Genomic DNA, 13,049 nt, shown 5'->3' with positions numbered 1-13,049 from the left:
GAGCACAAGAAGCTCGCTCTACGCCAAGCCGCATGACCAGCTTCATGATCGCCCATTTTGCAGAACTTGACGCACACAACCAAGAATTAAAGGCACGCGGCAGCGTTCCCTCCCCCTTGTGGGGAGGGTTAGGGTGGGGTTCTTCTTCGCAAAAATCCATATGCGATAGCCCTGCCCGCAAGGGGGGAGATCGACAGCCCTACGCCGCCTGCGGCTCCGGCTCGAAGGCCGGCTTGCTGGTGTTGATCAGCAGCGAGATACAGGCGGCGGCAATCGCAGTCATGCCGGCGATCAGGAACGCCAGTTCGTAATTGCCCTGCAACTCGCGCATGGTGCCGCCGAAGGCGGCGGCTGTCGCCGCACCGATCTGGTGTCCGGCGACGATCCAGCCGAACACGATCGGCCCGCTGCGGTCGCCGAACGCCTCGTTGGCGAGCCGCAGCGTCGGCGGCACGGTGGCGATCCAGTCGAGACCATAGAGCACAGCGAAGATGATCAAGCTGGTCGCCGAGAAGCCGGAATAGGGCAGATAGATCAGCGACAGGCCACGAATGCCATAATAGACGCCGAGCAGCTTACGCGGATCGAAGCGGTCGGTGAGCCAGCCCGACAACGTCGTGCCGATCAGGTCGAAAATGCCCATCATCGACAGCAGACCGGCGGCCTGCACTTCGCCGATGCCCATGTCGCCGCAGAACGCGATAAGATGCGTGCCGACCAGCCCGTTGGTGGTGAAGCCGCAGACGAAGAAGGTGGCGAACAGATACCAGAACACCCGCGTGCCGGCGGCACGGCGCAGCGTCGAGAACGTATGCGCAAGAAAATTGCCCTGTGACGCAGGCGGAGTGGGCGGCACGTCGTCAGCCTCGGCGCCGTAGCGCACCATGCCGATCGATGCCGGCCGCTCCGGCACCAGCAGCCAGACCAGCGGTATCAGGGCAGCGGTCGCGATCGCGACCGCGATGACAACCGGCTGCCAGCCGCCCGACTGCGCCAGAGCGGCGATCAGCGGCAGGAACACCAGCATGCCCGAGGCGCTGGAAGCCGACATCAATCCCATGACAAGGCCGCGATTGGTCTTGAACCAGCGGTTGACGATGGTCGCGCCGAGCACGCTGGCGACAGCGCCGGAACCAATGCCCGAGAACACGCCCCAAGTGATGAACAAATGCCACGGCTTGGTCATCAGCAAGCTGAGCGCCGTGGAGCCCGACATCACCACCAGCGAGGCCAGCAATGTGCGGCGCAGCCCGATGCGCTCCATCAGGGCCGCGGCAAATGGCCCCGTCAGGCCGTAAAGCAGGATGCCGACACCTGCGGCCAGCGAGATGATGTCGCGCCGCCAGCCGAAACTGGTCTCCAGCGGCAGCATCATGACAGAGGGAGCGGACCGCAGACCGGCCGCGACCAGCAGGCTAAGGAAGATGACGCCGACCACGACGAAAGCGTAGCGCTGGCCAAATGGGCGGGATTGAGCTATCATGTTACTGACCGGTACGTTGCAGGTGGAGTATGTATACGTACCGATCGGTAACATTGTCAATCGAGCCACACGATGCCAACGGACAAAAATATTGATCTGACCATCAGCGACGGTCATGCGTCGGCGCCGCCGAAAGCAGCCAAGAAGATCCTCGATGTGGCCTATGACCTGTTCTACCGGCGCGGCATCAGGGCGATAGGCGTCGACGAGATCGTCAAACGTGCCGGCGTCACCAAGCCCAGCCTCTATCGCAGCTTTCCGTCCAAGGATGAACTGGCCGCCTCCTATCTCAGGCAGTACGATCTTGAATATTGGGAGCGTTTCGACGAGGCGGTCGCCGCTCATCCCGGCGAGCCGCGCGCACAGATCAAGGCTTTTCTGACCCGCATCGGCAAGCGCACGCAAGTGGCGGATTATCGCGGCTGCGGCATGACCAATGCGGCGGTCGAATATCCCGACCACAGCCATCCGGCCCGCGTGGTCAGCGAGGCCAACAAGCAGGAACTGCGCCGCCGGCTGCGCGCCATGGCGGCCGCGATGGGCGCGCAAGACCCTGACACGCTCGGCGACGGCCTGCTGCTGCTGATCGAGGGCGCCTATATCAGCGGCCAGCTGTTCGGGCTCGGCGGCCCGGCCCAGGCGGTTGCCCGCAATGCCGACCTGCTGATTGAAGCGAGCTTGAAGAAATAGCGTTTGACGCTACGCTGCAGCGGCTTGCAACGGAGATTGACCGCCATGCGTGCCATTCTGATCCCGCTTGTTCTGGTCGGTCTCGGTCAGGCGGCGCAAGCCGACGGCATTTCCAGCGCCTACACCGATCTGGATTCGAAAACGGACTGCGTGACCTACGCGCAGGCAGAAGAAGGCGACGGCGACTGGGCCGAACTTGCCTGTTCGGGCTATCGCGGCTATCCCGTACTGATCGCCTATGACGACGCGCGTGAATCGCTGTTCTACGGCTTTCCGCCCGGCGGCGACATGACGACGGTCTGGGAAAGCTTTTCCGGCTTCAATTCGTCCGGAGCCAAGATCGAATGGCGCATCGAAACCAAGGGCGACACGGCAGTGCCCTATGCCGCCATCCATCGCCGCTCGATCAGCAATCCCGAGGACGAGAAAAAGCCGACCGAGGTGCTGCTCGTCGCCAAGGTCGGCCAGATGGACGCCCGCGACGGCTGCACCGTCGGCCTGGTGCTGGCCACGGGCAATCCCACCGCCAACGATCAGGCGCGCAAGCTTGCCGACGGCAAGGCACGGACCTTCGCCTGTGGCAAGGACAGGCGCACTGTCATCGGCAACGTGCCGGCTTTCGGCCGGGTGGATAACTAGATCAGTTGCTTAGCACGGAACTTCTGCCACATGCAGGTCGCACACGTTGGGATTGACCGAACGCCTTTGACTTCGTCATCCACGGCGCAGCAAGGAGCGTAGCGACGCAGCGCAGACCCGAGGGTCCATGCCGCGACATCAACACCGCCGCAGCGGCGCAGAATTTTGTCCCGCCGCTCACGTCACCGAGCGTCACGGCATGGATACCAGGGTCTCCGCGACGCCGCTTCGCGGCTGCTCCGCCCTGGTATGACGAAGTCGCGGGGCCTCGCGAGGCCTAGGCCCTGCGAGGTTGATGCTCCGCAGAGCCTAAGCCCAGCTACTTGCTCGCCTTGGCCCGCTCGATCGCGTCGACGATCATCTTCTTGGCATATTTGGAATCGTGCCAGCCTTCGATCTTGACCCATTTGCCGGGCTCGAGATCCTTGTAGTGCTCGAAGAAGTGCTGCACCTGCTGGCGCGTGATGTCGGGCAGCTGGGTGTATTCGGTAACGTTCTCGTAGCGCAGCGTCAGTTTCGGCGACGGCACGGCGATGATCTTCTCATCCTGGCCGGCATTGTCTTCCATGATCAGCACGCCGATAGGCCTGACGTTGATGACGCAGCCCGGCACCAGGGCGCGCGTGTTGCAGACCAGCACGTCGATCGGATCGCCGTCGCCCGACAGCGTGTGCGGCACGAAGCCGTAATTGCCGGGGTAGCGCATCGAGGTGTGCAGGAAGCGGTCGACGAACAGCGTGCCGGCTTCCTTGTCCATCTCATACTTGATCGGCTCGCCGCCGATCGGCACCTCGATGATGACGTTGACGTCCTCAGGCGGGTTCTTTCCGCTGGCTATGGCTTCGATGCGCATGGCTTAAATCCCTCTCTCGATGGACGATCGATAGCGGGCGGCGCGCCATGGTGCAATGCGGCGAATGGTGCTGGGTGCGATCGGAAGAGGCGGGCGGCCGAAAAGCCGGGCTGTCATTCCCAGACGAAAGCGACCTTCTTGAGCGCCTTCTGCTCGAATATCTCGACGCCTTCCGCAACGTCGCGGCCGCCGGCGCCGGCATAGAAGGCAAGCGCGTTCTGGTTGTCCTCCAGCGCCCACACCACCATGCCTTTCAACCCGTGATCGGCCAGACGCGCCCTGGCTGCCGCGAACAGGCGGCTGCCGAGCCCGATGCCCTGATATTCCGGGCGCAGGTACAATTCGTAGATTTCGCCTTGCTGGCGCAATTCGCGGGCGCGGTTCTTGCCGATCGTCGCATAGCCGGCGATCTTGCCGCCGATCTCGACGACCAGGACGGTGGCGGCGCGGCGAATCGCATTCGCCCACCAGTCGGCGCCTCGACGGTTGATCATCGATGTCAGGGTGCGGTGCGGAATGATGCCGGAATAGGCGCCGCGCCAGGCCTCCAGATGCACCTCGGCGATGGCACTGGCATCGCGCGGGTCGGCTTTCCGGATGTCGATCGTCAGCGTATTCATGATTTGTTAACCATAAACCCGCATCGCCCGATTGCAAGAGTCCCGGCGGCCCGCCGGCTGCTTTCTCACAGGCGGTCACCACCTAAGACAGGGCCCTCGAAGCTTCACTGGAAGGACTCAGATTTCGACCAAATGGTCGTCGAGTTCGTTGCTGTCGCCCACTGTGACCGGGAAATGCTCGGCCAGCACCGCACCCACCTGCTCGATCGCCTTGACGAAGCCGTCGGCAAGCCGGTCGTCGCCGGCATGCGCGGTAAGGTCGCGCACGACACCGTCCCAGACATGCTGGCCGACCTTGGCGTCGATGCCCGAATCGGCAACCACTTCGGCATAGCGTTCAGCGATCGAGACGAAGACCAGCACGCCGGTGCGCGCCGTGGTGCGGTGGACGTTGCGGGCAAGGAACTGCTTGACCGCGTTGGCGTGCGCCGCCTGGTAGCGCAGCCGCCTCGGCACCAGATGGATGCGCAGGCCGGGCAGCGCCCACAACAAGGCCAGCACGCAGGCAAGCGCCAGGAGCTGGGCGAGTACGAAATGCGGCAGCCGGATCGACAGCCACCAGGCCTCCAGACCGTAGCCGACCGCCAGGCTGACGATCAGCATGCACACGGTCGCCATGAAGGCGGCCGGGAAGAAATAGCCGTCGCTGGCATGGGCCACGACGCAGTAGATCTCGCCGTCGGTTTCCTCCTCGGCGCCGCGGATCGCGGTTGCGATGCGCTCATGATCCTGCGGGCTGATTGGTCGTGTTGCCATGATATGTCTCACCAGCTTCCTGAAGAACCGCCACCACCCGATGAGCCGCCGCCACCGGAAAACCCGCCACCGCCGCTTGACCCAGAAGACCAACCACCACCGGAGCTCCCCGACGACCAGCCGCCCGAAGACGAACCCGTTGTCCAGCCACTGCTGCCCGAGTACCCGCTCGGCCCACGGCCGTAACGAAACGTCATGCCCAGCCATCTGTACACGCCCGGCGACAGCTTCGTGCCGAACATCGGCGGCAGGAACGCCATCGCCAGCCCGCCGAAAAACATCGTCGCCCACAGGATCAGGAACACGGCAACGATCGGATCGATGGACGTGCCGTCATCGGCGGGATTGCGCTTGCCTCGCGCTTCCAGTTCTTCGGGATTGCCCTCCAGGACCATGACCATGTCATCGACGGCTTTGCTGATACCGCCGGAGAAGTCCCCAGCGCGGAAGGCCGGCACCATGTCGTTTTCGATGATCAACTTGGTGTGCAGGTCGGTCAGCGTACCTTCCAGCCCATAACCGACCTCGATGCGCATCTTGCGATCGTTCGGGGCAACCAGCAGGAGCACGCCATTGTTCTCGCCCGCCTGGCCAAGTTTCCAGAAGCGGAACAGGCGGTTGGCGTAGGGCTCGATCTCCTCGCCATCGAGGCTGGGGATCGTCGCGACGACGATCTGGTCGGAACCTTTTGTCTCGAAGTCGGCAAGCTTCCGCGTCAGCTTCGCCTTCGTCGCCGCGTCGATGATGCCGGCATTGTCGACGACACGGCCGGTCAGCGCCGGCAGGTCGGCCGCGTAGGACATGACGCAGGAGAACAGCACGACCGCGGCAATCAGGACAGCCGAGGCGAGGCGGTCGCGTTTCGACAGGCTGATGCTAGGTATCGTCATGCCATCACCAGCTTCCCGACGAGCCGCCGCCGCCGGACGAACCGCCGCCGCCGGAAAAGCCTCCACCGCTGCTTGATCCCGAAGACCAGCCGCCGCCGGAAGTCCCCGACGACCAGCCGCCACTGGAAGATCGCCGGCTTGGCTCGAAGGTCATGCCGAGCCAGCGGTAGCGGCCGGGACCGAGCTTCTGGCCGAAGATCGGCGGCAAGATGGAGACAGCAAGACTGCCGACCATAATGGTTATCCAGATGCCGATGAACACGGTGAAGAACAGGTCGCCGGACTCGAAGGGCGCCTGCTGGTTGCGCTCGCCGCGCGCCTCCAGCTCCTCCGGATTTCCTTCCAGCACCATGATCATGTCGTCTACGGCCTTGCTGATACCGCCGGAGAAGTCGCCGGCGCGGAAGGCCGGCACCATGTCGTTTTCGATGATGAGCTTGGTGTGCAGGTCGGTCAGCGTACCTTCCAGCCCATAACCGACCTCGATGCGCATCTTGCGGTCGTTCGGGGCCACCAGCAGCAGCACGCCGTTGTTTTCCTTCGCCTGGCCGAGCTTCCAGAAGCGGAACAGCCGGTTGGCGTAGGGCTCGATCTCCTCGCCATCGAGGCTGGGAATCGTCGCGACGACGATCTGGTCGGAACCTTTTGTCTCGAAGTCGGCAAGCTTCCGCGTCAGCGCCGCCTTGGTCGCGGCATCGATGATGCCGGCATTGTCGACGACACGGCCGGTCAGGGCGGGGAGATCGGCGGCGATGGCGAGTGGCAGGAAGAGGAAGCTGAGAATGACAGCCAAGAATGTCAGGCTGGCGTTTCTTGGCACCCCCCTCTGTCCTGCCGGACATCTCCCCCGCAAGGGGGGAGATTGGCTGTCATCACTGACGGCTCTTTTCCTGTGATGTTGAAAATTGGCCAATCCGCCAAAGCAGCCGATCTCCCCCCTTGCGGGGGAGATGTCCGGCAGGACAGAGGGGGGTGTGAAGGAACACAAGGTCGACAATGACCAAGCTCACCATGCGTCCTTCACCCGCCCTGCTTCGTGCCGAAATCGACCTTCGGCGGCTGCATCTTGTCTTCGGCGACGGTGAAATTGGCAAAGGGCTCATTGCCGCGGAACCAGAAGGTCGCCCACAGCACCGAGGGGAAGGTCCTCAGCGTCAGATTGTAGTCCCTGACCGCCTGGATGTAGTCGCGCCGCGACACCGCGATGCGGTTCTCGGTGCCTTCGAGCTGGGCTTGCAGCGCCAGGAAATTCTGATTGGCCTTGAGGTCGGGATAGGCCTCCGAGACCGCGATCAGCCGCGACAGCGCGCTGGTCAGCCCCGCCTGGGCATCCTGAAACTTCTTGAGGGCTTCGGGATCCTTCAGCGTTTCCGGTGTTACCGTGATCTGCGTTGCCTTGGCGCGCGCCTCGACCACCGCGTCGAGCGTATCCTTTTCGTGCGAGGCATAACCCTTCACCGTCTCGACCAGGTTGGGGATGAGGTCGGCGCGGCGCTGATACTGGTTCAGCACCTCGCTCCACGCCGCCCTGGCGTTTTCTTCCGCTGTGGGGATGGTGTTGTAGCCGCAGCCGGCAAGCAGCGGCAGCAGGATCGCCATCATCAGGAAGGCGGGCAGCGTGCGGAACGTGGACGGCGAGGCAAGGCGCTGGGCAAACATGATGGGGTCCCTCGGTAGAAGTTGCACGCGAAGCATTACCACAATCAGCGCGCAAGAAAACCGCCCGGGCCGGCAGCCCTCGCCTGGCATGCCCAATGCCGCTGCAAGGCTCTGTGATTGGCCGTACGAACGCGATAAGGTCCTGCAAAACGGGACATCATCATGGCGGAGCGCCAGGACAGCGAGAAGGAATCGCGCCGTATCCTCGAGCGCATCGCGCACGAGACGAATCCGGCGGGCGACTCGTTTGCGGGGCGGGCCGCGAAAGGCATGCACGATCACGTCACCGCGGCCGATGCTGATCGCGCCGATCCGATCGAAGTCTGGGGCACCCGCTTTGGCCGCACGCTCGGCCTGCTGCTGGCGCTGGGCCTGATGGTCTGGCTCGTGCTTTACGTCATCCGGGGCAGTTAGGAATCAAACGACAATGAGCGCCGAACAAACCGACGCGCCGCGTGCGGTCATCGTCATTTCCAGCCATGTCGCGCGCGGCTCGGTCGGCAACCGGGCCGCCGTCTTTGCGCTGGAGACCCTGGGTTTCCCGGTCTGGGCGGTGCCGACCGTCATCCTGCCCTGGCATCCCGGCCATGGACGGGCAACGCGGATCGTACCGCCGCTCGACCAGTTCAAGACGCTGATGGCCGATCTCGAGCGGGCGCCATGGCTGGGTGAAGTCGGCGCCGTGTTGTCCGGCTATCTCGGCGAGGCCGGCCAGGCCGAGGCCGTCGCCTCGCTGGTCGCCGCGGTCAAGGCAAGGACACCCGGCGCCGTCTATATCTGCGATCCGGTGATGGGTGATTCGGGCGGCCTCTACGTGCCCGAGCCCACCGCCATAGCCATGCGCGACCGGCTGATGCCGATCGCCGACATAGCCACCCCCAACCGCTACGAACTGGAATGGATGGCCGGCGCCGCGTTGCCCGACCTGAAATCGGCGATCGCGGCAGCGCTCCACGCCGGACCATCGACCATGCTGGTCACCTCGGCGCCGTCGATGATGATGGGCGGCACCGGCAATCTCCTGCTCGATAGCAGCCAGGCGCTGCTCGCCGAACATCGCCTGATCGACAAGCCGCCGAATGGCCTGGGCGATCTGACGGCGGCCGTCTATCTGGCACGTATCCTGTCCGGCCAGCCGCCGATCAAGGCGCTGCAATCGACGACGGCGGCGGTCTACGAGATCCTGGCGCGCACCGCCAAGCGCGGCGGCGACGAACTGCAGCTCGAAACCGATGCGCAGAGCCTGTCGCATCCGATGGCGATGGTCCAGCTTCGCCACCTCACGCATCCGGGGCGGGGCCGCCGGGCGTGACGTCGACTGAGGCCGTGCTTGTCGGCGTCGACGGCTGCAAGGCCGGCTGGATCGCCGTCCGGCGCGCTTCTGGCATGGCACCGTCGGTCGGTGTCTTTGCAACCTTCACCGCCTTGCTCGCCTCCCTTCCCGAAAATGCTGTCATCGCTGTCGACATGCCGATCGGCCTGCCCGAGTTTTCGGGCAAGGGCGGTCGCGGCCCCGAAGCGCTGGTGCGGCGGCTGCTCGGGGCACGCCAATCCAGCGTCTTCTCGATCCCCTCCCGCGCCGCGCTCTATGCCGACACCAATGGCTTCACCACCATCGAAGCCTGGTATGCCGCGCACATCAGGGCAAGCGAGGTGGCCGTGACCACATCCGACCCGCCGCGTGGCGTCTCGATCCAGGCCTTCGGCATTTTTGCCAAGATTCGCGAGATCGACGCCCTGCTGATCGCGCGACCCGATTTGCGCGGCCGCGTCTACGAATCGCATCCGGAAGTCGCTTTCTGCCGCTTGAACGGCGATCAGGCCATGCAACTGCCGAAGAAGATCAAGGGCAGCATCAATCCGGCCGGCATGGCGGAACGCAAGGCTCTGCTTTGCCGGCATGGCTATGAGACGGGCTTTCTCGACCAGCCGCCACCGCGCGGCGCAGCCGCCGATGATTTCCTCGACGCGGCCGCAATGATGCTGATCGCCGGTCGAATCGCCAGCGGTGAGGCACGGCCGCTGCCCGACCCGCCGGGCCGAGACAGCTTTGGCATTCCTGTCGCCATCTGGGCGTAACGCTGTTGGCCAAGGTTGCGCTCGATGCATGGCATTTCTAGCCAGCCCTCATAATTCTGCATTGCTCGCGACTGGCTTTTGCCGCTAGAGCCTCTCTAGACCGCAACGAGCTGCCGCATCCAACCCGGAAAGGCTCCAGACGCCGCCCATGTCCCATCTCCCTGAACATCTTCTCGCCGGCTACCGCAATTTCATGAATGGCCGCTATCTCACAGAGAGCGGACGCTATCGAGACCTCGCTCGCGAAGGCCAGGCGCCGGAGACGATGATCGTCGCCTGCTGCGATTCGCGTTCGGCGCCCGAGGCGATCTTCGACGCCGGGCCCGGCGAACTCTTCGTGCTGCGCAATGTCGGCAATCTGGTGCCGCCCTATGCTCCCGACGGCGAGTTCCATTCGACCTCGGCGGCGCTTGAATTCGCCGTGCAGAGCCTCAAGGTCAAGAACATCGTCGTCATGGGCCATGGCCGCTGCGGCGGCATCCGTGCAGCGCTCGACACCAATTCAGCGCCGCTTTCGCCGGGCGACTTCATCGGCAAGTGGATGAGCCTGATCGCGCCGGCGGCCGAAACCGTCTCCTCCAGCACCTTCATGACCGCGTCGGAGCGCCAGACCGCGCTGGAGCGCATCTCGATCCGCTATTCCATCGCCAATCTCCGGACCTTTCCCTGCGTCTCGATTCTCGAGGGCAAGGGGCGACTGTCGCTGCATGGGGCCTGGTTCGATATCTCGACCGGCGAACTCTGGACGATGAACAAGGAGACCGGCGATTTCGAACGGCCGGAGCTGGGATGAAGACAACGGCGCGCAAGGTGGTGAACATCAGGTCGGCCGCTTTGACGGCGGCCGCGCTGCTGATAGCGATTATTGCCGCCCGCGCCGATGATCGTGCCCTCATCAGCCGCTGGTATTCGGCGCTGCTGGTCGCCGACCGCACCGAGCTGTCCGACCTGCTCGCCGACGATGTCCACATCAAGCTGGACGACCTCGGCATCGTGCAAAGCAAGCAGGAATTCATCGCTTCGATAGACGAGTGGAAAGGTGCGGTTGCCGGTGCGGCAATCCGGCACAGGGTCGAGAAAAGCGAAGGCGGCGTCACCACGGTGGTCGCCTGCTACGATTTCCCCAACAACGACATGCTGATGCACGAAACCTTCGCGGTAAGCGACAACCGCATCACCGCCAGTTCGCAAGCCACGATCGCCGGGAACTGCGACGGCTTCTGAGGCCGATATCGGCCAAATCCGCATATTGCGGGTCCGCCAGCCGCGCCCTACATCGGGTACCACCCACCTGCCTGCCCTCACCAGCGAAAGACTGTCCATGCGTTCCACGAAAGCCGTCGACCTCGCCGCCCATCCGCTAACCGCGTGGCAGGGGCCGCTCGGCCTGCCCGATTTCACGCGCATTGGCGACGGCGACTTCTCCCCGGTCTTCGACGCGGCGCTGAAGGCGCACGAGGCCGAGATCGAGGCGATCGCCGGCTGCAAGGATGCGCCGACCATCGAGAACACGCTTGCCGCGCTGGAACTCGGCGGCGAAGCGCTCGACCGCGTCTCGTCGACCTTCTGGTGCCGCGCCGGCGCCTACACCAACGAGACGATCCAGGCGCTGGAGCGCGACATCTCGCCGAAAATGTCCAGGCATTTCTCGGCGATTTCGATGAATGAGCGGCTGTTTGCCCGCATCGACGATCTCTACCAGCGCCGCGAGAGCCTGAAGCTCGACGCAGAGACCCTGCGGGTGCTGGAAAAGACCTGGAAGGGCTTCGTCCGTTCCGGCGCCAAGCTCGACGCCGACGGCAAGAAACGGCTGGCACGCATCAGCGAGGAATTGTCCTCGCTCGGCACGGCTTTCGGCCAGAATGTGCTGGCCGACGAGCGCGACTGGGCGCTGTTCCTCGATGACGCCGACCTTGCCGGCCTGCCGGACTTCGTGAAAAGCTCCATGGCCGAGGCCGCCGAAATGCGTGGCCAGAAGGGCCGCTATGCCGTCACTCTGTCGCGCTCGATCTATGAGCCGTTCTCGACCTTCTCCGAACGCCGCGATCTGCGCGAGATCGCCTTCCGCGCCTTCACCATGCGCGGGCAGAATGGCGGCGCCACCGACAACACGAACGTGGTGCGCGACATGCTGCGCCTGCGCGCCGAGAAGGCAAAGCTGCTCGGCTACGCCTCCTTCGCCGCGCTGAAGCTCGATGACACCATGGCCAAGACGCCGAAGGCCGTACACGCGCTGCTCGATCCGGTGTGGGAAAAAGCGCTTGAGAAGGCAGCAAGCGACCAGATCGAATTGCAACGGTTGGCGACGGAGGCCGGCAGCAACGAAAAATTCGCTGCCTGGGACTGGCGCTTCTACCAGGAAAAACTGCGCGCGGAAAAATTCGCCTTCGACGAGGCGGAACTGAAACCCTATCTGCAGCTCGACCGCATCATCGACGCTTGCTTCGACGTGGCGACACGGCTGTTCGGCGTCACCTTCGAGGAGAAGAAGGGGATCGCGGCCTGGCACCCCGACGCCCGCGTCTTCGTGGTGAAAAATGCCGACGGCAGCGAACGCGGTCTGTTCCTCGCCGATTATTTCGCCCGGCCGTCAAAGCGCTCAGGCGCCTGGATGAGCGCGCTGCAATCCGGCTACAGGCTCGGTCGCGGTGCGAGCCCGGTCATCTACAACATCATGAACTTCGCCAAGCCGCCAGCCGGCGAGCCGGCGCTGCTGTCGGTGGACGAGGCGAAAACGCTGTTCCACGAATTCGGCCATGCACTGCACGGCATGCTGACCGACGTCACCTGGCCCTCGGTTTCGGGCACCTCGGTCAGCCGCGATTTCGTCGAACTGCCCTCGCAGCTCTATGAGCACTGGCTGACCGTGCCGGCAGTGCTGGAAAAACACGCTTTGCATGTGAAGACCGGCAAGCCGATGCCCAAGGCGCTGCTCGACAAGATGCTGGCCGCACGCACGTTTGGCGCCGGCTTTGCAACTGTGGAATTCACGGCCTCTGCCTTGATGGACATGGCCTATCATGCGCGGCCTGATGCACCGCAGGAGCCGCTTCGTTTCGAAACCGAAACGCTTGAGAAGCTTGACATGCCGGATACCATCGCGATGCGCCATCGCACCCCGCATTTCGGCCACGTCTTCTCCGGCGAAGGCTATTCGGCCGGCTATTATTCCTACATGTGGTCGGAAGTGCTCGATGCCGACGCTTTCGCCGCCTTCGAGGAGACCGGCGACCCCTTCAACCCGGCGCTCGCCGAACGGCTGCGCAAGAACATCTACGCCGCCGGTGGTTCGAAGGATCCGGAGGAGCTTTACACGGCGTTTCGCGGCAAGATGCCGTCGCCGGAAGCGATGATGGTCAAGCGCGGGCTGGTATAGCACC

Annotated in this window: 15 protein-coding genes; 8 read left to right on the top strand and 7 right to left on the bottom strand. The window is 64.0% G+C overall.

The window, feature by feature from the left end; all coding sequences use genetic code 11:
- Positions 1-199 precede the first annotated feature (199 nt).
- A complete protein-coding gene (locus NKJ00_RS30375; RefSeq protein WP_352613030.1) occupies positions 200-1,483 on the bottom strand; it encodes an MFS transporter in 1,284 nt (427 codons plus the stop codon).
- Positions 1,484-1,555: 72 nt separating this feature from the next.
- On the opposite strand from NKJ00_RS30375, the gene NKJ00_RS30370 reads away from it, so the two are divergent.
- Positions 1,556-2,173, top strand: a complete 618-nt coding sequence (locus tag NKJ00_RS30370; protein WP_023811722.1) for a TetR/AcrR family transcriptional regulator — start codon at positions 1,556-1,558, stop codon at positions 2,171-2,173.
- 45 nt (positions 2,174-2,218) lie between these two features.
- On the top strand, positions 2,219-2,812 hold the full coding sequence (locus tag NKJ00_RS30365) for a hypothetical protein (RefSeq protein WP_023811721.1): 594 nt from the start codon (positions 2,219-2,221) through the stop codon (positions 2,810-2,812).
- Between the two features lie 319 nt (positions 2,813-3,131).
- Here the strand turns inward: NKJ00_RS30365 and ppa are convergent, their stop codons facing one another.
- The 6 genes from ppa to NKJ00_RS30335 all read right to left on the bottom strand — a co-directional run bounded on the left by ppa (position 3,132) and on the right by NKJ00_RS30335 (position 7,590).
- Entirely contained in the window at positions 3,132-3,665 is a 534-nt protein-coding gene (ppa, locus tag NKJ00_RS30360) for an inorganic diphosphatase (RefSeq protein WP_013528997.1), read from the bottom strand.
- A gap of 113 nt (positions 3,666-3,778) precedes the next feature.
- The gene (locus NKJ00_RS30355) at positions 3,779-4,285 is read right to left on the bottom strand and encodes a GNAT family N-acetyltransferase (protein ID WP_056586049.1); all 507 of its coding nucleotides are present in this window, start codon (positions 4,283-4,285) and stop codon (positions 3,779-3,781) included.
- A gap of 117 nt (positions 4,286-4,402) precedes the next feature.
- Positions 4,403-5,041, bottom strand: coding sequence for a TPM domain-containing protein (locus NKJ00_RS30350; protein WP_023811719.1), 639 nt, complete (start codon positions 5,039-5,041; stop codon positions 4,403-4,405).
- An 8-nt stretch (positions 5,042-5,049) separates the two neighbouring features.
- Positions 5,050-5,931, bottom strand: coding sequence for a TPM domain-containing protein (locus tag NKJ00_RS30345; protein ID WP_352632369.1), 882 nt, complete (start codon positions 5,929-5,931; stop codon positions 5,050-5,052).
- 4 nt (positions 5,932-5,935) lie between these two features.
- A complete protein-coding gene (locus NKJ00_RS30340; RefSeq protein ID WP_352632367.1) occupies positions 5,936-6,751 on the bottom strand; it encodes a TPM domain-containing protein in 816 nt (271 codons plus the stop codon).
- A 200-nt stretch (positions 6,752-6,951) separates the two neighbouring features.
- Entirely contained in the window at positions 6,952-7,590 is a 639-nt protein-coding gene (locus NKJ00_RS30335; protein ID WP_352632365.1) for a LemA family protein, read from the bottom strand.
- A gap of 162 nt (positions 7,591-7,752) precedes the next feature.
- On the opposite strand from NKJ00_RS30335, the gene NKJ00_RS30330 reads away from it, so the two are divergent.
- The 6 genes from NKJ00_RS30330 to NKJ00_RS30305 all read left to right on the top strand — a co-directional run bounded on the left by NKJ00_RS30330 (position 7,753) and on the right by NKJ00_RS30305 (position 13,045).
- Complete coding sequence (locus NKJ00_RS30330; protein ID WP_352555505.1) at positions 7,753-8,004, top strand: hypothetical protein; 252 nt, start codon at positions 7,753-7,755, stop codon at positions 8,002-8,004.
- Positions 8,005-8,017: 13 nt separating this feature from the next.
- The gene (gene pdxY, locus NKJ00_RS30325) at positions 8,018-8,902 is read left to right on the top strand and encodes a pyridoxal kinase PdxY (RefSeq protein ID WP_352632363.1); all 885 of its coding nucleotides are present in this window, start codon (positions 8,018-8,020) and stop codon (positions 8,900-8,902) included.
- Positions 8,899-9,669, top strand: coding sequence for a DUF429 domain-containing protein (locus NKJ00_RS30320; protein ID WP_352632361.1), 771 nt, complete (start codon positions 8,899-8,901; stop codon positions 9,667-9,669). The genes pdxY and NKJ00_RS30320 overlap by 4 nt, the downstream gene beginning before the upstream one ends.
- Positions 9,670-9,817: 148 nt before the next feature.
- Complete coding sequence (locus NKJ00_RS30315; protein WP_023811712.1) at positions 9,818-10,462, top strand: carbonic anhydrase; 645 nt, start codon at positions 9,818-9,820, stop codon at positions 10,460-10,462.
- Positions 10,459-10,893, top strand: a complete 435-nt coding sequence (locus NKJ00_RS30310) for a nuclear transport factor 2 family protein (protein ID WP_352632358.1) — start codon at positions 10,459-10,461, stop codon at positions 10,891-10,893. The genes NKJ00_RS30315 and NKJ00_RS30310 overlap by 4 nt, the downstream gene beginning before the upstream one ends.
- 97 nt (positions 10,894-10,990) lie before the next feature.
- A complete protein-coding gene (locus NKJ00_RS30305; protein WP_352632356.1) occupies positions 10,991-13,045 on the top strand; it encodes a M3 family metallopeptidase in 2,055 nt (684 codons plus the stop codon).
- Positions 13,046-13,049: the final 4 nt, after the last annotated feature.

This window comes from Mesorhizobium sp. M0227, assembly GCF_040321855.1.
Taxonomy (GTDB): domain Bacteria; phylum Pseudomonadota; class Alphaproteobacteria; order Rhizobiales; family Rhizobiaceae; genus Mesorhizobium.
Note: the sequence above shows the minus strand (reverse complement) of the source record. Positions and strands in the feature narration are given on the sequence as shown.